We start from the raw sequence: 19,060 nt of genomic DNA, 5'->3' as shown, positions 1-19,060 counted from the left end.
CTCCTAAAATGGGTTTTCCTCTGTTCGTGTTTTTAGCCATTCCTCACGGCTAAAAGGCTCAGCTTGTTTAGGTGACTGTTTCAGCTTTTGCCTTTGTTCCTCATGCTGCTTAACTTGCTCTACTGTTTTAAGTCCTAGCCCCTGCCAATTTGAAAGAATTGACCTGGTATATCTAATTGACTTACCAGCATTCAGGATAGTTACCTCAAGAGCATAGATAACTAACTCCTGGCCATGGATTTCTAGTAGGTCTCTCACTTCTTCTATCATTGTTCCATTGACTGACATTTGACCAAAAGCAGACTTTAATTTTTCAAAGATTGGATTTTCGTCCTCGTCTTTCTGACTTGACCTAGATTGACTTGACTTATATTGACTTGACTTATATTGACTTATATTGGGTAAACCTACGGTTTCCTCTTGGTTGTCACTTGGTAAACCAGTAAATTCTTCAGGTGGTTTTTCTAATAAATGCTTATAGATACTAGGACTGTATCTGTCTTTTCTAACAGTATTCTGCTCATGAAAATCCACAATAAAATAAACCATTTCATCATTAAGTGGCCTGATAAATTCCTTGACTATCAAAAGTCCTAGGCTATCCTCACTAACCCCTATCATTCTAACAACAGGAAAAGCCTCTACTACTCCATCATCATCTGAGTTTTGAATTAAATGAAAATATAGAGCCTGCGCCTCTAACGGTAGCCTCAAAAATCTCTGAGTTTGGGTTACTGTCTTACTTATCATTCTACGATTTCCCATTTTTCTTCCGTTGCACCTCCTTGTTAATTCCCCTGACGATGTCATAATAAGAGTGACTAGCAGGAATGACATAGCCCTCTGTTTCAAATTCCACCCATTGCTCCACACCGTCCACAATTACCTTGCGTAGATTTTTTATGACGGGTGTCCATTGTTCTTTTTTCTTTGTCATTATTCCCCCTAATCTACTGCAAGAAAATTGTATATATCGGTCTTACGGTAATAAATTTTCTTACTGTTCTCAAAAGGCGACTGATACGGCTTTAAGCCGTGTTTTTCCCAATTATTCAACGTTGTGCCACTGATCCCTAGCTTATTTAGTAGATCAGCTCTAGCAATTAAGTCCCAGCCGTCATTATGCTGCTTTTCAAGCTCAAGCCTTTTCTCTAAGTGATCTCCCACTTTTTCCAGTAGCTCAAGCTCTGCCTCTCTTGATAATAGTTGCATTTTACGCCCCTTTCTAATTGTGTCTCTTACCGGCTATTTGGATATATGCTCCATAGTCAGGATTTAGCTCCAGGCTCTTTTGTTCCTGTCCTGGTGTTGTTTTATCCGTGTTATCATTATATAGGCTATAAAGCTCATAAACTAAGAGTATTAGCAAGATAGCTAGTAGAGCGACACTCTGCCCTGTTGTTAAGTCTAACTCATTCACAATACTTTCTAATTGCCTCCAATTCTTCATCATTGTCACAATTAGTCAACTTACAAGCTATGATGTCTAGCTCTTTTTGTAGTTGCTTTGCCTGATCAGAAATTGTACAAAGAGTATCTGACATATTCTGTTTTAACGCTTGAGAGTCTGCTCCACTGTTTTCAGCTAAAATTAAAGCGTCACTAACAAGTTGCATAAGCTCAAGACGTAGTATAATGTCATTGATTTGATTTCCTAAAGTCTTGATATTTCTGTTACTTAAGCCCATAATGTTCTTACCTCAATTATGTTTTATTTGTATAGTTGCTCCAGGACTTTCTTCCAAAATTGGGAAAAAGTCATAGAACCTTTTTAATGCCTTTCCTGCCACTCTTATTCATGCTCTGAGTCGCCAAATTGAAATCATGAATAAGAACTAGTTTAAAGAGTTAGCGCTCTCTCGTTTGGGCACAAATCACAATTTTGTGATATAATTAAATAAATACCTAACTAAATCCCATACTTGCTATTTTGGTTTTAGTTGTTTAAGTGAAAAGCCTTGCTAGTTTGCCGACTGTTTAGGCTTTTTTTGTTGCTCAGATTTCTTTTAGTGAAAGGTAGCAAGAAATCTTATAAATCTTCTACTAGCCAGTTCATGACTGCCTCATAGATACGCTTAGGAGCGTCATAGTCTCCATTTTCAACTTTGGTATAGGTTTGTGGTTTAATACCTAATTCCTCAGCTACAGCCTTTTTTGTCTGCTGAACTTTAGCACGTTTAACACGTACCTTTTCAGCCAATTCCGTTGAAATAAACATATTGCCCTCCTTTCTAAACAGACTTTTTTGTCTGTTTTCAAGTTTATAATACAGACTTTTTTGTCCTTTGTCAAGTATTTTATTTAAAGAAACAGACTTTTTTGTCTTTTTTTCTCCTTTTGTGTTATAATCGTTTCTGAAAGGTAGCAACAAAATGATAAAAAATAAACTTAAGGAGCTTAGAAAAAAAGCAGGCTTGTCTCAATTAGACATAGCAAATAAGCTCAATATATCTGTAAAAACTGTCTCACGATGGGAAAACTTAGAAACAGATATTAAGCCTAATAAAGCAGAAGAGTTAGCAAAATTGTTAGGAGTATCTGTTCCTATACTACTTGGTTATGGGTATCAAGAACCTATTAAACACCTTTCTTGGGAGTGTAATATACCTAAACTAAGAAAAGAAAAAGGTATAACCCAAGAAACACTCTCAAAAGAGACTTCTATCCCTTTAGAACTTATAAAAGAATGGGAGAATAATCACGGTAGTTACTCAGCTGAACAGTTAGAAAAATTAGAAGAATACTTCGAAGTTCCTATCCCTGAAATAATAGGATATTCCATTGCTCACTCAGAATTAAGAGATTTGATAGAGTTACTTTCAGAAGATAGCAAACAAAAACTATTAGCTTACGCCAAAGACTTGAAAGCCTTAGAAGATTTCAACAAAGCAAATAACCTCTAAAACGCTCTCTAAGCGATTTTATAGATTAGTGGTACAATTTATCATCACACCTAAAACAAACGAAAATAGGGCTATTCTCGTAGCTCTCAGCACCATATAAAAACAATATTCATAAATACTTAACTAAATCCCATACTTGCTTACTGATGTTAGAAAGGTATGACTATGAATATTACAGAATACAAAAAGAAAAACGGTGCTACAGTGTACCGTGCAAGTGTTTATTTAGGCGTTGATAAACTTACAGGGAAAAAGGCTAGGACAACAGTCACGGCCAACACTAAAAAGGGCGTTAAAATCAAAGCTAGAGAGGCTGTCAATGCTTTTGCAGCTAATGGATATAGCGTAAAGGAAAAACCAACCATTACAACCTATAGAGAGCTAGTCGCTTTATGGTGGGAGAGTTACAAGAATACAATTAAGCCTAACTCTCAGCAAACTATGGAGGGTATCGTAAGAATTCATATTTTGCCTGTTTTTGGCGATTACAAGCTAGATAAACTTACTACTCCCATTATTCAGCAACAAGTCAATAAGTGGGCTGACAAGGCCAATAAGGGCGAAAAAGGGGCATATGCAAACTATAGCTTTCTAAACAATATAAATCGCCGTATTCTCCAGTATGGAGTTACAATGCAAGCGATCCAACACAACCCAGCTAGAGATGTCATTATCCCACGTAAGCAACAAAATAAAGAGCACAAAGTCAAATTTTTCAGCAACCAGGAACTTAAACAGTTTTTAGACTACCTGGATAACCTAGACTTGTCTAGCTATGAAAATTTCTTTGACTACGTTCTTTATAAGACATTGCTTGCTAGTGGTTGCCGTATAGGAGAGGCTTTAGCTCTTGAGTGGTCTGACATTGATCTTAAAAAAGGCATTATCAGTATTTCTAAGACTTTGAATAGATACCAGGAAACAAACACGCCTAAATCTAAATCAGGACTAAGAGAGATTGACATCGATACAGCTACAGTAGCACTTCTTAAGGAATATAAAAAGCGTCAACAAATCCAGGCATGGCAACTAGGACGGTCTGCGAGAATTGTCTTTACTCCTTTTACCACAAAATACGCCTACGCTTGCTTGCTAAGAAAGAGACTACAAGGTCATTTTAAAGCTGCTGGCGTTCCTGATATTAGTTTCCATGGTTTCAGACATACTCATGCTACGATCATGCTATATGCAGGTATAGAGGCAAAAGATTTACAGTATAGACTAGGACACTCTAATATCTCAATGACTTTAAATACTTATGTCCATGCTACCAAAGAGGGTGCAAAAAAAGCCGTCTCAATCTTTGAGACAGCTATCAGCAATTTATAAATAAAAAAGGGTGCCCCATTTTTGAGCTACCCTATTACTATACCTAAAATTAGTTATGGGTAACTAAAAGGGTAGTAAAATCAAAAAAAGCACTCTAGGATAGAGGCCTAAAGTGCTTAGTTTCAAGGCTTTACAGCCCATCTTATTCAATAAAATATTACAACATCTTGTTGTAGAATTCAACGACAAGTGCTTCGTTGATTTCTGGGTTGATTTCGTCGCGTTCTGGCAAGCGAGTCAATGAACCTTCCAATTTTTCAGCATCGAATGATACGAATGCTGGACGTCCAAGAGTAGCTTCTACTGCTTCAAGGATTGCTGGAACTTTCAATGATTTTTCACGAACTGAGATTACTTGACCTGGAGTTACACGGTATGATGGGATATCAACGCGTTTTCCGTCAACAAGGATGTGACCGTGGTTTACGAATTGACGAGCTTGACGACGAGTAGTCGCAAGACCAAGACGGTAAACAACGTTATCCAAACGACGTTCCAAAAGAAGCATGAAGTTGAAACCTAGGATTCCGCCTTTGATCTTAGTAGCTTGTACGAACAAGTTACGGAATTGTTTTTCACCTACACCGTAAGTGAAACGAAGTTTTTGTTTTTCAGCCAATTGCAAACCGTATTCTGACAATTTAGAACGGTTGTTTGGTCCGTGTTGTCCTGGTACGTAGTTACGACGTGCCAATTCTTTACCTGTACCTGTAAGTGAAAGGCCAAGGCGACGAGCTTGTTTCCAAGATGGTCCTGTATAACGTGACATATGTATGTCCTCCTGATATAAATAATATTTGGCGGAAATAGTCACTTAGAAAGCCCTGATTCGTGCAGATGCCCTTCGCCTAAACAGCCAAGGTTACTTGTCATAAGACACCTGTTGACGAGCTTCATGCTTTCCTGCTGCTATTTCACACAAAGGCTATTATACCATGAAAAGCTAGATATGTAAAGGGATTTTACAGCTTTATTTCAAATTGAGGCTGAATGTAAATTTGCTTCCTAAGCCATATTGACTTTCTGCTGTGATTTCGCCACCAAGCTGATGGGCTAGTTCGCGTGCAATCGCAAGTCCTAATCCATGTCCACCTGTCTTCATATTGCGCGAAGTTTCTACACGATAAAGTCGTTTAAAGATCTTTTCCAAATCCTCAGGAAGGATTCCCTGACCCTCGTCTTTCACACTGATTCTCAGCTCTTGTTCTGTTAATTGGGCAAGAACCTCGATTCTGGTTCCTGGTTCTGAATATTTAAAGGCATTGTTTAACAAATTGACCAGAATGCGAGAAAGTTTGTCAGAATGGCTCTTGATTTTCGCCGACTCAGGTGATACTTGAATGTAAACATCTCGCTCCTCTTGTTCAATCTGGAGTTGAAATTCACTCATTGACTCAATCAACAGCTGATCTAAAAAGACCTCTTCGACTTCTTCATCAGCAGTATCTTGAGGTTGGGTGTTAAGAGTCAGAACATCCAATTCCTCCACTAGCTTGTTTAGACGCTCGGTTTGCCGACCAATCGTGGCTAAGTAGTGGAGTCGCTCCTCTTCCTTAATCACTCCATCTAGAATTCCCTCCACAGTAACCTGAATGGAGGTAATGGGAGTTTTAATATCGTGAGAGAGCTGCGCAATCATCATTCTCTTTTCTTGCTCGCTCTCATCAAGTGATTGAAAGGTGGCTTGCAAATTGTGGGACATGTCATTAAAAGCCTGGCCCAGCTCTTGAAATTCTAATGGTCCCTTGGTTTCAATTTCTGTGCTGAAATCCTTGCTTGCTATATCCTGAGCTTGTTTTTTCAAATGTTTCAGAGAAGAGAAAACAGGCGACAAGAGAAAGATGCTCACTGCAGCGCCAATGAAACTAGCAATCAAGGTCATTCCAACTAGAAAGTAAACTTCGCTTTTCTCGATCAACATTCGTTGGACTGCCCAGAAAACGACCAAAATCGTTAGTAGAGTCGACACTAGATACCCCACTAAAATATAGTTTTTTAATTTCATTTTCTACCTCTTGGTCTTTCCATCTTATAACCCAAACCCCAGACAGTTTTGATAGCAGGAGCATTTGAATTTGTATACTTGGTCAACTCTTGCCTCAAAGCATGGATATGAACATTGAGTGTATTGGTATCATCCACATAGTCCTCCTGCCATACCTTCTCGTAAAGTTCCGTCTTTGAAAAGACTCTCTCGGGATTGCTGGCTAATATCCATAGAAGTTCAAAGGATTTTACTGTCAATTCCAAAGGTTGATCCCCAATGCGAACCTCATGAGTCACATGGTTGATTACCAAGTCACCAAACTCGATCTGTTCTGTCTCTCCTCCACGGCTAAGGCGACGCAAGATATTATTCACTCTTAAAACCAATTCGCGTGGGCTAAAGGGCTTGACTATAAAATCATCTGCCCCCAAACTTAAGCCATAAATCTTATCCTGTTCGCTTGTCTTAGCAGTTGTAAAGAGGAAGGGTTGATCCGGAGCGATATACTGAACTTCACTGATAAAATCATAACCGTCCATATTGGGCATCATGATATCTGTGATAATGAGGTCGATAGATTTTTTTCTGAAAAGTTCTAACCCCTCCTTACCATCATGGGCGACCAAAACATCGTAACCTGCCTGTATAAGATAGCGGTTTTGAATATCTAGAATATCTATCTCATCATCAACCAGCAAAATTGTCTTTTTCATCTGACACTCCTTCGATAAAAACAGTGTTATACTTGCTTTAGTATAACACTATTTTCCCTAATGTTTAAGTGATTTGAATCTTAATCTTCTCGTTTGGTTGTCAAACCCAAAAGTCCAACAAGACCTGCCAAGGCTAGACCAAAGATACCAAGGCCAGCTGTAGCTGTTTTAGCTTCCCCAGTATTTGGTAGCATCGCTTTATCATCTTTTTCCATCATATTAGCCATTGGGCTAGAAGCTGGTTGATCGACCTTCATATCTGACATATGGTGATTTGTACCCATCATACCCTCAGTCGTACCTGTAGAGCCTGTTTCAGAAGGCTTCGTATTCATCTGACCTTGTTGAGATGGTATTGTCGCCATTTCTTTTCCACGAAGTTGAATCGTTACTTGACGAGTAGCAATCAGATTGGTCAAATCAGGTTTGCCATCTTTAGATCCATAGACTTTAACAGTAGCTAAGTATGTATGGGTTCCGTTAGCTCGAAGTTGATCCAGCAAGGCCTGACCATCTTTGCCAACCGTATTGCCATTCAAATCCACTTCGTAGAAATATTGACCTTTAGCCAAGCCTTCAAGTGGCAATAGAGCAGGATTTTTAGCTGTTCCGTTGTCGGACCATGGGGCTTTGTCTGAGGCTTTTAACAAGAGGCGAGTCAACATACCATCTCCACCAAAAGCTTCGTACGGAATAACTTGGTTGACACCAGCCAAGAAAGGTCCAGGAACCTTAGCCTTATCAAGGTAGCTAGCTGGAACATCAATCATGTCTTTTACATTGTTAACAACAGACTCTTTGACCTGATTTGGAGTGGTCAAACCATTCAAATTAACAGTCAAATCTTTAGTTGCTACCAGATTAGTCAAGTCAGGTTTGCCGTCTTTTGCACCGTACACTTTGATGGTAGCTTTATAGCTATGTGTGCCGTTTTGTTTCAACAAGTCAAGCAGCTCTTTGTCAGATTTGCCTTGGGTGCCTGCTAAATCCACTTCATAGAAGTAAAGGCCTTTGCCCAATTTCTCTACTGGTGGGAGAGCGGGATTTTTAGCTGAACCATTGTCTGACCATGGAGCCTTATCAGAGGCTTTCAAGATAAGGCGAGTTAACATGCCGTCTCCAGCGAAGAATTCGTATGGAATGACTTGGTTGACACCAGCTGTAAATGGGCCTGGGAAATTGGCTTTGTCAAGGTAGCTAGCCGGAACATCTACTGTGTCTTTGGTATTATCAGCCACACCTTTTTGGACTTCAGCTGGAGTGGTCAAACCATTCAAGTTGACATCCAAATCTTTAGTCGCTACCAGATTAGTTAAGTCAGGTTTGCCATCTTTCGCACCGTACACTTTGATGGTAGCTTTATAGCTATGTGTGCCGTTTTGTTTCAACAAGTCAAGCAGCTCTTTATCAGATTTACCTTGGGTGCCGGCCAAGCCTACTTCATAGAAGTAAAGGCCTTTGCCCAATTTCTCTACTGGTGGGAGAGCAGGATTTTTAGCTGTTCCATTGTCTGACCATGGAGCCTTATCAGATGCTTTCAAGATAAGGCGAGTCAACATGCCATCACCAGCGAAGAATTCGTATGGAATGACTTGGTTGACACCAGCTGTAAATGGTCCTGGGAAATTGGCTTTGTCAAGGTAGCTAGCTGGGACATCTACTGTATCTTTGGTGTTGTCGGCCACACCTTTTTGCACTTCAGCTGGAGTGGTCAAGCCATTCAAATTAACAGTCAAATCTTTAGTTGCTACCAGATTAGTCAAGTCAGGTTTGCCGTCTTTTGCACCGTACACCTTGATGGTTGCCTTATAGCTTTGTGTACCATTTTGTTTCAAAAGGTCAAGAAGCTCTTTATCAGATTTTCCTTGGGTGCCTGCTAAATCCACTTCGTAAAAGTAAAGACCTTTGCCCAATTTCTCTACTGGTGGGAGAGCTGAATTTTTAGCTGAGCCGTTGTCTGACCATGGAGCCTTATCAGATGCTTTCAAGATCAGGCGAGTCAACATGCCGTCACCAGCGAAGAATTCGTATGGAATGACTTGATTGACACCAGCTGTAAATGGTCCTGGGAAATTGGCTTTGTCAAGGTAACTAGCTGGGACATCTACTGTATCTTTGGTGTTGTCAGCCACACCATTTTGCACTTCAGCTGGGGTGGTCGCTGGTTGCGCTTCACTGGCTTCACGGTCTTGTCCAGAAACTGTAGACGCAGAACTTTCCACAGGTTTAACTGCATCTTCTGTTTGTTTCTTAGAGTCAGGTTGTGTTTGTACTTCTTCTTTTGGCGCTACTGCAGGCTCTTTAGCAGTTGCGTCCGCTTTTTCTGAAGAGCTTGTAGTATCCAAGCTTGCTTTAGGTGCTGAGTCTGCTTGTTCTGAAGGAAGAGCTACATCGACTGCTTTTTTGAGAACCTCTGCTGGTAAGTCGTTCTTTTCACTCACCGAAGCAGCGTCTGGCACGACTTGGGCAGGAGTCGGATTGACGACATCAGCACGTGCAGAACTTGGTTGACCGACTAGGACAAAGAAGCCACTAGCCACAACAACTGAAGCAACACCGACACTGAGACGGCGAATAGACCAACGAGTATATCTCTGATTTGGATTGAATTTCATAGGATTCTCCTTAGAGTTTTCTTTTTTTGATGACTCTAGTATAATCTCCTAAAATTAAAAAGGATTAAGAAAAAGTTAAAATTTTTCTTAAATCCCTCTTATAAAATACTTATATTGACTCGTTAATTGTTGAAAAGAGAATACCCTTCCTCTCCTACTCACTCAGTTCAGCCAGGGTGTCCAAATGTTGGTTATTAATGACGGCCATGATGTAGGCATCTGCCTGCAAGAGGTCATTGGGTCCGAATTGGACATCCAGAGGAGCATTTTCGTAGGCACGAAAGCCAAGTACGTTGAGATTGTATCGCCCACGTAAATCTAGCTGACTGAGGCTTTTACCTACCCATGATTGGGGGATTTTCATCTCGACAATCGAAACATTCTTATCCAGCTGAAAGACGTCTACACTGTTATGAAAGAGGATGGTCTGTGCCAATGAGCGCCCCATCTCAAACTCTGGTGAGATGACTGCGTCTGCCCCGATTTTTTCTAGAACTTTTTTAGCTGTATGGCTTTTGACCTTGGCAATAACGGTCGGTACTCCTAGACTCTTGCAGTGCATAACCGAGAGAACACTGGACTCTAGATTTTCACCCGTTGCGACGACTACGGTATCACAGGTGTCAATCCCCGCTGATAGAAGGAGTTCTTCATCCGTGATATCTCCAACTACTCCACGCGCCAACACTGGTTCAAATTGATTAATGCGCTCCTCGTGGTCATCAATAGCAATGATATTCATATGATGCTTGGCAAGAGCAGCCAAAACACTGCTCCCAAAAATTCCCAAGCCTAAAATTCCAATTGTCCGATCTGACATCGTTCTTCCTTTCTTATCCAATGGTGATATCTGCTTTCATATAGTGAATCGTATCTTTCTTGTCTGGCTGGTATTCCGCTACACTGACCAGTAGTGTCAAGGGACCAATACGGCCGATAAACATCAGCAACATAACGATGCTGAGGGCTATCTTGCCTAGCTCTGGTGTTAAATTTGCCGTCACTCCAACTGTCGCAAGTGCTGAAATGGTCTCAAACATGAGGTAAATAAAGCGCGGATTTCCTTCTGCGGTTACCCCTAATAGAATCAAGCCCAGCAAGAAGGTCAGCAAGAAGATAATAAAGACACTGAAAGATTTTTGCACGGTTCGGGGTTCAATGGTCCTCCGAGCTACATTGGCATGAGGCAAGCCCAATAATTCACTGCGAGCAAAGACCAACAAGACAAAGAAGGTCGTAATCTTGAGCCCCCCTGCTGTCCCTCCAGGTGCCCCGCCCAGAAACATCTGCAAGATGTAGATCAGTAAGGTAACTGGTCGAGCCTGGGTGTAGTCAATTGAAGCAAAGCCTGCCGTTCTCATGCTGACGGTCTGGAAGAAACTAACCAACAGTTTTTCTGGAAAACTAAGATTTCCAATCGTCCCAGGATTGTTCCACTCAATTAAGAGAGTCGATACTGTTCCAAAGAGCAAAATTCCCGCCGTTAGAAAGAGAACCAACTTAGTATGGAAACGCAGGCGCCGTTTTTTCTTTTTCCCAAACTGGGTCGCTAGATCAAACCAGACCATAAATCCTAGACCACCCGTGATAATCAAGCCTGCAATCACTAGATTAATCAAGGGGTCCGTTTGAAAGGCTAGCAAACTCGTACTTCCAAAATTATCAAATCCAGCATTACAGAAAGCTGAAACAGCCAAAAAGATAGAGGTTAAAATCCCTCGCCCCCAGCCAAATTCAGGAATAAAGCGGAAACTCAAGAGAAAGGCACCGAGCCCTTCCACTAGAAAAGTCGTCAGAAAGATTGAACGGATGAAATCCTTTAGAGACTGGGTTTCTCCATAAGCAAAACTTTCTTGAATGGTCTCACGGCCACGAAGACTGAGCTTTTGCTTGCCTTGGATATAAAAGATTCCGATAAAGGTCATGAGCCCCAAACCACCAATCTGGATCAAAATCATACAGATCAACTGACCCCAGATATTGTAAGTAGAGGCTACCGGCTGGGTAAAGAGCCCTGTCACACAGACCATAGACACAGTCGTAAAGAGATGGTCAAAGTAGGTCGCTTGTGACGTTCCTGCTTGCACAAAGGGGAGACTTAAAAGGAGCGAGCCCAAGAAGATCACTAGGGCAAAACTTAAAAAGATGCGACGGGCTGGCGATAAACGCCCTAATGTCGTCTTGATTTTTTCCAAAAAAGATTTGAATAACATAGCTACATTCTACCATAAAAACAGTAAGAACACTCACATGTGGTGCACAATGGCAAGACAGAGTTCGAGTGCCTTATCAAAAGCTTCTGATCCCCAGTCACGACTGTCGTAGTTATCTAGATCTGCTAAGGAATCTGCGGTAAAGAGCAGCTCTCCCCAGACAACCCCACGTAGTTGAGCTACTGCCGCAAGAGCAGAGCACTCCATCTCCACAACAGCACAGCCTTCTTCCTTGCGATAGGCAACCTTTTCAGCCGTCTCTCGGTAAAAACCATCTGTCGTCCAGGTCATGACCTCCTCGTAAGGAATGCCTCTTTGTTCCAAGACTTGCTCAATGGCAGAGATAGCCTCAATCTGCATCTCCATATAACGAGAAGGCGCTACATAGTGGTAGCTGGTTCCCTCATCTCGCAGAGCGCGAACAGGGACGAGAAAGGCATTTTCCTCTATATCGGCTAGGACTCCACAAGTACCAGTGGAAATGATTTGCTCCACACCATAGCCAATCAACCAATCCATAAACTGGGCTGCTGGAGCAGAACCAACAGGCGCTTGGGCCAGACAGATCTCTTCACCCTTGTAATTGATGACATAGACTGGATAGGTCTTGGTGGCAGAAACGAACTCACCAATACAGTCCGTCCCTACTTCCCCCGCATAGCGGTCAATCTCCTCCTCCAAAAATGCATAGATACACTTCTTTGGCAACTTCAAGTCTAACTCCTCATGTGTTGGCATAAGGACCGACTGAGGATTGTCATCAAACTCTAAAATGGGAATCGCATGCTTCTGAATCATCGCCCACCTCCTCTAATTTTGTACTATTGTATCAAAAGCTGACGGAGTGTCAAGGAGGAGACTGATGAACTGAGTAAAAAAAGCACCTCAGTTATGAGATACTTTGAACTTGCTAAGATATCGAGTAGTAAATATGAGCTGGGTAAAAGATGTGGGAGCCTTGTGCAAGGTGATTGAGGAGTTATAAATAAATACCAAATTCAACAACAAAAAAGACATGAATCTGAAATAAGCAGAACATGTCTTTTTTAGCTTGTTTGAAAGTCAAGTAAATAAACCTTAGTTCTTCTAGAACTCCCTTATTTCCACAAACCACCTAAAATCTGTTTTTCTAATAAGTCTAAGTCTTCCTCTTTTATTTCTCCATTGTCGCCAACGATATAAAGCTGAGCGAAGTAAGCCAACAATGGACCAACACAAATACGAACCATTTGAGGAATCGTTAACTCTGGATTTACACGTGGATCTGCTAGCAATTCCTTATGAAGCACTCGAAGTTTATCCTGAATAGCATTCCATATAAAAATCTGTTCATTTTTTAGTTTTTTATTTGAAAAACTCTCCTGCAGAATGATTTTCATCAAAGCACGATTTTTTTTGAGATAGCTCATACGATCGTGGACGAGATAACGAACCCTCTCTTCTGTCGTTTCAAAAGCTAAGAGTTCCTCAAAAAAACTACCGAAAATGCCTGGGACTACAGGATGTAAAATAGCCGTCAGTAGATCATCCTTCGTCTTAAAATACTTAAACAAAGTTGCCTGGCTTAGTCCAGCACGCTCAGCTATGTGAAGAGTTGAGGTCCCATGGTAACTCCTGGTTGATATGAGATCCACTGCTGCCTGCATGATTTTTTTCTTTCCTTGAGGGTAATTCGCTTCTTCTAAGTAATCTTCAAACGATTCAAAAACAGTCTTATCCATCTAATCTTCACACCTTTTTAGCATTATTTATGTTGATTTCTAAACTTTACGATAACGACGCAATCCAACAATATTGAGAATTGTTAAAATGATCAAGAAAATCATTAAAACACCAAGATTTGGCAAAATATCACCAAGATTGTGTCCGTAAAGAATAATCTGGCTTATTGCATCACCAGAATAGGTTAATGGCAAAAATTTCCCCACAGTTAGAGCCCATTCTCCCATTGATGACAATGGAATAATTCCTGAGAAAAAAAGTTGGGGCATAATCACAAGAGGAATAAATTGCATCATTTGGAATTCTGATTTTGCTAGAGTAGACAAGAGAATTCCAAAAGCTAGTGCTACAAGAGCCAGTACCACATTAACTATTATAACATTTAAAATATTTCCTACAACTTCTACATCTAGTAGCCAAATTGCTGCTAAGACGACAACTGCCGTTTGAAAAATCGCAATAATACCGTAAGACAACATATAGCCATAGACAATTTCAGAACGTTTCACTGGGGTTGCTAACAAGCGATCCAAGGTTCCACTTGAGCGCTCTTTCAAAAGTGCCATACCAGAAATCAAAAAGACAAAGAAGAAGACCACAAAGCCAATTAAAATTGGAATCATACGTGCAAAGAATCCAGTATTTTTATCTCCATATTGGTAAGATTCTTTGATTTCAGGCGCCTTTGCATCTAATTTCAATTGTGGAAGAGCTTGTTTGACACGAGATAGTAACTGATCGGTGCCTTCACTGGCGATACTTGTTCGTAACACTTGTCGTATCATAGATGTCTTGGAGGCATCTGTATTTGCGTAGTCGACCTGATACTCACCGTCTTTATAAGAAATCACAGCATCGACTTTTTCATTTGCTAGCGCTTCCTTGGCCTGATCTAAGTCTTGATAAGTCTCGACGTCCACATGATCGAGCTCATCCATTTTCGTTACCAAACCAGTTGGTAGATCTTGTGTCGCTAACTTGACATTCACGGTTGTACTAGCTGAAAACATGAGGTTCATCAGCCACATAATAAATACCGGCGCTACAAACATCATAGCCAAGGTTCGTTTGTCACGAAGCAATTCTTTGATAACTTTTTTAGCAATAGCAATGGTTCTCATCTTACTCTCCTTCTGCTTTCAAAAATACTTCTTCAATACTTGAAACTTGATAACTTTCTTTTAAGTGTTGCGGTATATCAAAAGCAATGATTTTTCCACCTAATAATAAGCCGACCTTATCCGTTAACTCTGCTTCATCCATAACATGAGTAGTAACTAATATCCCAACCCCATTGTCTCTAAGCGCGAATAATTCTTTCCAGATTTTCTTTCGAAGAGAAGGGTCGATTCCAACTGTCGGTTCGTCCAAAATCAAGAGTTGAGGATTTCCTAAAAGCGCGATAGCCAGTGACAAACGCCGTTTCATTCCTCCAGAATAACCAGATACCGCCTTGTTTAAGTAGTCTGTCAGATCTACTACTTGAGCTATATAAGCAATTTCCGCCTTCAGGTCTTTTTTAGAAAGCCCCTTTAGCTGACCAAAAAATTCCAGATTTTCTTGGCCTGACAAGGACTCGTATAAAGCATCTGACTGGGCCATATAACCAATGTCTCCTAAAATATAGCGATTGGGCATAGTGTGATTTAACACTAAAGCTACGCCTCCATCAGCCTTTTCCATTCCTAACGTAGTCTTAATCATAGTTGATTTACCAGCACCAGACGGACCAATTAATCCTATAATTTCTCCTGGCTGCAATTCAAAGCTGACATGATTCAGAACTATTTGATGGTCAAAAGATTTTACTAAATCTTGTAAATGTAGTAATGTTTTCATTTACTTCCTCCTTGATGAGTTAATACTCACTTTTTAAATCACCGAAGCTATTATAGTGAGTAATCACTCACTTGTCAAGAGAAAGGGTTAAATTCTTTAAAAAAATAAAACACCAGATTCGTATCTGATGTTTATAATGGATAGCTATTGCTTTTAGAGCTGTTTCTAAATCTCTTCACGATACTCCGAAATGGTCTTTCCTGTCCACTTTTTAAAGGCCTATTCTTCCTCTACTTCTCTCAGCCAATCCTACTACTGTCATCACAATAGCAACCTTGATAACCTTAGCTATGGAAATTCACTTTATCCGTTTTTATATGAAACAGACCAAGAAGTTCTCAACTCCGGATTGGTATTTATTCTAGAAAATCCTTCCTACATAAAACTCTCCCTTCTCTTTCGAGAAAGGAGATTCTTTTTTATCCTTGTCCGCCAGGGGCTGGACCGTCGCCTTGAGGGCCTCCATTTGGTCCACCGCCTCCAGGTATAGAATTGACGATTTCCGTTTGTTTTTCACCGTTGAGATAGATATCTCCACCTGTGTAGGTCGCTGTTCCATCAAAGTCAAAACCTGTTTGACCAGTCATTTTAATGGTCCCACCTGTGACCGTCACGTTCCCGTTTGAGTCGATTGGGTCTGTGTCTCCTTGGCCGACTTCTACTGTCAGGTTCCCACCGTTCATAGTGAATAAGATTTCACTCTGTGGGGCGTTTTTGTTGGCTGCATTAACCCCATCATCTGTCGAATAGATGCTAATGTCCCCACCGTTGATAGTGATGGACTTGCCTTCAAGTCCTTCTGTCGAATTCTTGACGGTGTAGGTACCACTATCGATAACCAGATCTCCAGAAGCGTGGATGCCATCATCTCCTGCTGTGACGGTGATGTTGTTGTTGGATAGGTACATGGTTCCGACTGAAGTATCCTCGTCATTGTCCACCTTTACGCCATCTTCCTTGGCATCGATAGTCATGGTCGTACCAGTGATGTTGAGTTCATCATTGACATTAAAGGCATCGCCAACTGCTGTGATGTTATAGGTTCCACCCGTGATGTGGAGGGTGTCGTTGGCCTTGATACCATTGTTCTTCTTGCCATCTACATTGAGAGTTCCTTTCCCGTTGATGGTCAAATCCACCTTAGAAAAGAGAGCTGCGTCTGCTTTTTCGTCACTGTTAGAGCTTGAGTCAGAGAGACTGTTGGTGGTTCCCTCTGCTAGAGTCAAGTAGACATGACCAGCTGATGTCGCAGATATCGCTGCATTGGTATTGGTCATGGTCGCGCCTTTTAGGACTAGATGAACATCTGCAGACTTATCTGCCTCGATCTTGATCTGCACTCCGTCAGACTGACCTGAAATCACATAGGTCCCAGATTTTGTGATGGTCACTGTTGATTCAGAGACTGTCACGCCATCCCCAAAGACGTTTGCAGATGAGCCAGATAACTCAATCTTAGAAGCTGTACTTTCATCATAAGAGGTATCATTGTCCTTCTCTGTAAAATAGGATGATTGGTTTGTCTTTGTTGCAGTTGTTGTTGCACTATTTGTCGTTGCATTGGTATTGGATGTAGTTGTTGACTGGGCACATGCTGCCATCAGCACTATTGCCGTTAAACTCGTTGCGAGTAGGGTCCATTTTTTTGATTTCATAGCTTTTTCCTCTCCTTCGTATGATATAGCTAGACAGTCTACAGAAGATTCCTGAAACAAAACTAAAACTTTTCTGAAAGTTTCCTTAAATTCAGTTTCGCTCAGTATTCTTTTGAAAGGGCTACTAGAAACAATTTGAGAGTACTAAAATGCATTTAATAGTTTTTAAAAGCAACATTCCCAAGTGCGATGTTTCCTTGACCAAGAAAGCCAAAAAGAAGAAAAATCTATAAGACTAAAGCTCATAAAAAGAACAGCCCAAGCTGTTCTTTTTAGTTTTCTTTTACTGGGATTTCCTTGATAACTCGCGCAGGATTGCCAGCTAGGACGACATTGTCGCCAAAGGACTTGGTAATCACGGCCTCTGCTCCAGCGACGACGTTATTGCCCAGTGTCACTCCAGGAAGGACAATGACGCCACCACCAGCCCAGAAATTGTCTCCGATGGTGATGGGCTTGCCGTATTCGACCCCTGAATTGCGTTCATCCGGATCCAGTGGATGGAGTGGGGTTAAAAACTGACAATTGGGGCCAAGCATAGCGTTGTTCCCAATGCGAATCGGACAAACATCCAGCATAGTCAAGTTCCAATTAGAATAAAAATTTTCTCCTAGATGGATATTGACACCGTAGTCCACCACCAAGCGTGGATTGACATAGAGATTTTGCCCAGTGGAACCAAACCAAGTCTTGATGATTTCGGATCCCTTCAAGGGATCTTCTTCCTTGTTAAAGGCAGCCTGTTTTTGGCGAGAAGCCTGCGCCAAGGTCCGTAATTCAGGATCCGACGGACGGTAAGGCTCCCCTGCTATCATTTTCTGGTATTCGCTAGCCATCTTATCACCTCACACTTACTTTGGACTCATCATATCAAAAAGCCTTTGAAAGGTCAAGAATAGCCTACTTTCTAAACTCTCAAAACCAATCCCCTCCCAAGTCAAAACAACTTGCTTGACAAAAGCTTGACTTCATGGTTTAATATACCCCATAAGGGTATATGTGGAGGTGCCTATGTTTCACTTATTATTTACAAAGATTGACAGTATTTCTACCAGCGAGTTAGAAGCCAAACTCAGAGAACCAATTCAGCTACTAGATGTTCGGACGCCTATGGAATTCCGTAGAGGCCATATCAAAAATGCAAAAAATGTTCCTTTAACGGAAATCGGATCTTACACACCTGCGACAAAAGAAACACTTTATGTCATTTGTCACTCTGGTGTGCGAAGTAAACTTGCTGCGAAAAAGCTTAAGAAAAAAGGCTATGATGTCATCAATGTACGAGGCGGTATGAGCGCTTGGACAGGCAAGGTCATCTAGAAGTATCAAATGGGCTACGCAGCCTTGAACCTTATCGAGGGTCTGAGCGACAATATCCAATGGTACCAGCTCGAAGACGAACTAGCTAAAGGAAAGAAATTCCTAGACGTACGGACAAGTGCCGAATTCCAAAGTGGCCGACTCAAAGTCGACACCACCCACATTCCTCTAAACGAACTACGGGAACGCTTGGATGAACTAGACAAGAACCAAGCTTACATCGTTAGCTGCCACAGTGGTTTGCGCAGCTATATTACAGAGCGTATCCTCTAGTGGCAGGATTTACCGTCCAAAACCTTGATGGCGCTTATTCACAATATAAAATAGCTAATCCAGAAGGAGTCAAATATGGAAACGAGTATCAGCATGGCTGACTTTTATGAAAAATACCTAAATGAAAATCTAAACCTTATCGATGTACGTGAAGTGCATGAATTTCAAGCAGGACATGCACCAGGTGCCAAAAATCTTCCGTTAAGTACCTTGGAGCAAGGTTACAAAGAACTCAAACCCGACCAGGAATACCATGTCATCTGTCAAGGTGGAGTACGCTCTGCATCTGCTTGTGAATTTCTAAGCGCCCAAGGCCTCACCGTTATCAATGTAGAAGGTGGTATGAATGCTTGGCCCGGTCAAGTAGAATAATGAAAAAACCGATTAAGAAACTTAATCGGTTTTTTCATTTCTGCAACCCGCTGATATAGAGCTCGTAGCCCGTCGCTTCAATAAAACAAAGCAAATTGATAGTATCTAAAAAGAGGTTT

21 protein-coding genes and 2 pseudogenes are annotated in these 19,060 nt (G+C 41.2%); 6 read left to right on the top strand and 17 right to left on the bottom strand.

Translation table 11 applies throughout. The annotated features are described in order from the left end of the window. Positions 1-3: 3 nt before the first annotated feature. The 5 genes from NYE79_RS00525 to NYE79_RS00505 all read right to left on the bottom strand — a co-directional run bounded on the left by NYE79_RS00525 (position 4) and on the right by NYE79_RS00505 (position 2,218). Positions 4-765, bottom strand: a complete 762-nt coding sequence (locus NYE79_RS00525; RefSeq protein ID WP_339293719.1) for a DnaD domain protein — start codon at positions 763-765, stop codon at positions 4-6. After that, the gene (locus NYE79_RS00520; RefSeq protein ID WP_339293718.1) at positions 752-937 is read right to left on the bottom strand and encodes a hypothetical protein; all 186 of its coding nucleotides are present in this window, start codon (positions 935-937) and stop codon (positions 752-754) included. Before NYE79_RS00520 ends, NYE79_RS00525 begins: the two co-directional genes overlap by 14 nt. Before the next feature lie 8 nt (positions 938-945). Further along, positions 946-1,212 (bottom strand): hypothetical protein, encoded by a 267-nt coding sequence (locus tag NYE79_RS00515; RefSeq protein ID WP_075232396.1) that lies wholly within the window; start codon positions 1,210-1,212, stop codon positions 946-948. A gap of 200 nt (positions 1,213-1,412) precedes the next feature. Beyond that, positions 1,413-1,688, bottom strand: coding sequence for a hypothetical protein (locus NYE79_RS00510; protein ID WP_339293717.1), 276 nt, complete (start codon positions 1,686-1,688; stop codon positions 1,413-1,415). Positions 1,689-2,029: 341 nt separating this feature from the next. Continuing rightward, a complete protein-coding gene (locus NYE79_RS00505) occupies positions 2,030-2,218 on the bottom strand; it encodes a helix-turn-helix transcriptional regulator (RefSeq protein WP_247913326.1) in 189 nt (62 codons plus the stop codon). Positions 2,219-2,372: 154 nt separating this feature from the next. Here NYE79_RS00505 and NYE79_RS00500 point away from each other — a divergent pair, with 154 nt between their 5' ends. Continuing rightward, a complete protein-coding gene (locus tag NYE79_RS00500; RefSeq protein WP_247913328.1) occupies positions 2,373-2,903 on the top strand; it encodes a helix-turn-helix transcriptional regulator in 531 nt (176 codons plus the stop codon). A gap of 165 nt (positions 2,904-3,068) precedes the next feature. Beyond that, on the top strand, positions 3,069-4,232 hold the full coding sequence (locus NYE79_RS00495; RefSeq protein ID WP_339293716.1) for a site-specific integrase: 1,164 nt from the start codon (positions 3,069-3,071) through the stop codon (positions 4,230-4,232). A gap of 157 nt (positions 4,233-4,389) precedes the next feature. Here the strand turns inward: NYE79_RS00495 and rpsD are convergent, their stop codons facing one another. The 10 genes from rpsD to NYE79_RS00445 all read right to left on the bottom strand — a co-directional run bounded on the left by rpsD (position 4,390) and on the right by NYE79_RS00445 (position 15,321). Next, positions 4,390-5,001: a 30S ribosomal protein S4 gene (gene rpsD, locus NYE79_RS00490; RefSeq protein ID WP_000092756.1), complete on the bottom strand. Its 612-nt coding sequence runs from the start codon at positions 4,999-5,001 to the stop codon at positions 4,390-4,392. Between the two features lie 201 nt (positions 5,002-5,202). Beyond that, positions 5,203-6,237 (bottom strand): HAMP domain-containing sensor histidine kinase, encoded by a 1,035-nt coding sequence (locus tag NYE79_RS00485; protein ID WP_000769387.1) that lies wholly within the window; start codon positions 6,235-6,237, stop codon positions 5,203-5,205. Beyond that, positions 6,234-6,932: a response regulator transcription factor gene (locus NYE79_RS00480; protein WP_049506218.1), complete on the bottom strand. Its 699-nt coding sequence runs from the start codon at positions 6,930-6,932 to the stop codon at positions 6,234-6,236. Before NYE79_RS00480 ends, NYE79_RS00485 begins: the two co-directional genes overlap by 4 nt. Before the next feature lie 80 nt (positions 6,933-7,012). Beyond that, positions 7,013-9,547, bottom strand: a complete 2,535-nt coding sequence (locus tag NYE79_RS00475; RefSeq protein ID WP_339293715.1) for a fibronectin-binding SSURE repeat-containing protein — start codon at positions 9,545-9,547, stop codon at positions 7,013-7,015. Between the two features lie 154 nt (positions 9,548-9,701). Beyond that, positions 9,702-10,367: a TrkA family potassium uptake protein gene (locus tag NYE79_RS00470; protein ID WP_339293714.1), complete on the bottom strand. Its 666-nt coding sequence runs from the start codon at positions 10,365-10,367 to the stop codon at positions 9,702-9,704. 13 nt (positions 10,368-10,380) lie between these two features. Beyond that, positions 10,381-11,760 (bottom strand): potassium transporter TrkG, encoded by a 1,380-nt coding sequence (locus tag NYE79_RS00465; protein WP_000897930.1) that lies wholly within the window; start codon positions 11,758-11,760, stop codon positions 10,381-10,383. Between the two features lie 33 nt (positions 11,761-11,793). Next, complete coding sequence (locus NYE79_RS00460) at positions 11,794-12,558, bottom strand: nucleoside phosphorylase (protein ID WP_000615031.1); 765 nt, start codon at positions 12,556-12,558, stop codon at positions 11,794-11,796. Positions 12,559-12,857: 299 nt separating this feature from the next. Further along, positions 12,858-13,481 carry a TetR/AcrR family transcriptional regulator gene (locus NYE79_RS00455; RefSeq protein ID WP_000361923.1) on the bottom strand — a complete coding sequence of 208 codons (624 nt, stop codon included), beginning with the start codon at positions 13,479-13,481 and terminating at the stop codon, positions 12,858-12,860. A 39-nt stretch (positions 13,482-13,520) separates the two neighbouring features. Further along, complete coding sequence (locus NYE79_RS00450; RefSeq protein ID WP_001259057.1) at positions 13,521-14,603, bottom strand: ABC transporter permease; 1,083 nt, start codon at positions 14,601-14,603, stop codon at positions 13,521-13,523. Position 14,604: 1 nt separating this feature from the next. After that, the gene (locus NYE79_RS00445) at positions 14,605-15,321 is read right to left on the bottom strand and encodes an ABC transporter ATP-binding protein (protein ID WP_247924373.1); all 717 of its coding nucleotides are present in this window, start codon (positions 15,319-15,321) and stop codon (positions 14,605-14,607) included. Positions 15,322-15,542: 221 nt separating this feature from the next. On the opposite strand from NYE79_RS00445, the pseudogene NYE79_RS00440 reads away from it, so the two are divergent. Continuing rightward, positions 15,543-15,686: pseudogene (locus NYE79_RS00440) on the top strand (low temperature requirement protein A); the annotation flags it as partial. Between the two features lie 54 nt (positions 15,687-15,740). Here NYE79_RS00440 and NYE79_RS00435 read toward each other — a convergent pair. Together NYE79_RS00435 and NYE79_RS00430 are read right to left on the bottom strand one after the other, a co-directional pair. Beyond that, positions 15,741-16,976, bottom strand: a complete 1,236-nt coding sequence (locus NYE79_RS00435) for a carbohydrate-binding domain-containing protein (protein ID WP_070534803.1) — start codon at positions 16,974-16,976, stop codon at positions 15,741-15,743. Positions 16,977-17,248: 272 nt separating this feature from the next. Beyond that, the gene (locus NYE79_RS00430) at positions 17,249-17,812 is read right to left on the bottom strand and encodes a sugar O-acetyltransferase (RefSeq protein ID WP_339293713.1); all 564 of its coding nucleotides are present in this window, start codon (positions 17,810-17,812) and stop codon (positions 17,249-17,251) included. Between the two features lie 175 nt (positions 17,813-17,987). Here NYE79_RS00430 and NYE79_RS00425 point away from each other — a divergent pair, with 175 nt between their 5' ends. The 3 genes and pseudogenes from NYE79_RS00425 (at position 17,988) to NYE79_RS00415 (ending at position 18,941) form a co-directional block, all read left to right on the top strand. After that, positions 17,988-18,296, top strand: a complete 309-nt coding sequence (locus tag NYE79_RS00425) for a rhodanese-like domain-containing protein (protein ID WP_000468871.1) — start codon at positions 17,988-17,990, stop codon at positions 18,294-18,296. Positions 18,297-18,305: 9 nt separating this feature from the next. Then, positions 18,306-18,670, top strand: a pseudogene (locus NYE79_RS00420) (rhodanese-like domain-containing protein); the annotation flags it as partial. Continuing rightward, a complete protein-coding gene (locus NYE79_RS00415; RefSeq protein ID WP_000450167.1) occupies positions 18,645-18,941 on the top strand; it encodes a rhodanese-like domain-containing protein in 297 nt (98 codons plus the stop codon). The pseudogene NYE79_RS00420 and the gene NYE79_RS00415, both read left to right, overlap by 26 nt. Positions 18,942-19,060 lie beyond the last annotated feature (119 nt).

It is taken from the genome of Streptococcus sp. FSL W8-0197, assembly GCF_037963785.1.
GTDB classification, from domain to species: domain Bacteria; phylum Bacillota; class Bacilli; order Lactobacillales; family Streptococcaceae; genus Streptococcus; species Streptococcus oralis_CQ.
Note: the sequence above shows the minus strand (reverse complement) of the source record. Positions and strands in the feature narration are given on the sequence as shown.

Coding starts and splice junctions, on each gene's coding strand:
- NYE79_RS00425 (WP_000468871.1), top strand. CDS start 17,988: ATGTTTCACTTATTATTTACAAAGATTGACAGTATTTCTACCAGCGAG.
- NYE79_RS00510 (WP_339293717.1), bottom strand. CDS start 1,688: ATGGGCTTAAGTAACAGAAATATCAAGACTTTAGGAAATCAAATCAAT.
- NYE79_RS00495 (WP_339293716.1), top strand. CDS start 3,069: ATGAATATTACAGAATACAAAAAGAAAAACGGTGCTACAGTGTACCGT.
- NYE79_RS00505 (WP_247913326.1), bottom strand. CDS start 2,218: ATGTTTATTTCAACGGAATTGGCTGAAAAGGTACGTGTTAAACGTGCT.
- NYE79_RS00455 (WP_000361923.1), bottom strand. CDS start 13,481: ATGGATAAGACTGTTTTTGAATCGTTTGAAGATTACTTAGAAGAAGCG.
- NYE79_RS00460 (WP_000615031.1), bottom strand. CDS start 12,558: ATGATTCAGAAGCATGCGATTCCCATTTTAGAGTTTGATGACAATCCT.
- NYE79_RS00415 (WP_000450167.1), top strand. CDS start 18,645: ATGGAAACGAGTATCAGCATGGCTGACTTTTATGAAAAATACCTAAAT.
- NYE79_RS00480 (WP_049506218.1), bottom strand. CDS start 6,932: ATGAAAAAGACAATTTTGCTGGTTGATGATGAGATAGATATTCTAGAT.
- NYE79_RS00475 (WP_339293715.1), bottom strand. CDS start 9,547: ATGAAATTCAATCCAAATCAGAGATATACTCGTTGGTCTATTCGCCGT.
- rpsD (WP_000092756.1), bottom strand. CDS start 5,001: ATGTCACGTTATACAGGACCATCTTGGAAACAAGCTCGTCGCCTTGGC.
- NYE79_RS00520 (WP_339293718.1), bottom strand. CDS start 937: ATGACAAAGAAAAAAGAACAATGGACACCCGTCATAAAAAATCTACGC.
- NYE79_RS00500 (WP_247913328.1), top strand. CDS start 2,373: ATGATAAAAAATAAACTTAAGGAGCTTAGAAAAAAAGCAGGCTTGTCT.
- NYE79_RS00465 (WP_000897930.1), bottom strand. CDS start 11,760: ATGTTATTCAAATCTTTTTTGGAAAAAATCAAGACGACATTAGGGCGT.
- NYE79_RS00450 (WP_001259057.1), bottom strand. CDS start 14,603: ATGAGAACCATTGCTATTGCTAAAAAAGTTATCAAAGAATTGCTTCGT.
- NYE79_RS00435 (WP_070534803.1), bottom strand. CDS start 16,976: ATGAAATCAAAAAAATGGACCCTACTCGCAACGAGTTTAACGGCAATA.
- NYE79_RS00515 (WP_075232396.1), bottom strand. CDS start 1,212: ATGCAACTATTATCAAGAGAGGCAGAGCTTGAGCTACTGGAAAAAGTG.
- NYE79_RS00485 (WP_000769387.1), bottom strand. CDS start 6,237: ATGAAATTAAAAAACTATATTTTAGTGGGGTATCTAGTGTCGACTCTA.
- NYE79_RS00430 (WP_339293713.1), bottom strand. CDS start 17,812: ATGGCTAGCGAATACCAGAAAATGATAGCAGGGGAGCCTTACCGTCCG.
- NYE79_RS00470 (WP_339293714.1), bottom strand. CDS start 10,367: ATGTCAGATCGGACAATTGGAATTTTAGGCTTGGGAATTTTTGGGAGC.
- NYE79_RS00445 (WP_247924373.1), bottom strand. CDS start 15,321: ATGAAAACATTACTACATTTACAAGATTTAGTAAAATCTTTTGACCAT.
- NYE79_RS00525 (WP_339293719.1), bottom strand. CDS start 765: ATGGGAAATCGTAGAATGATAAGTAAGACAGTAACCCAAACTCAGAGA.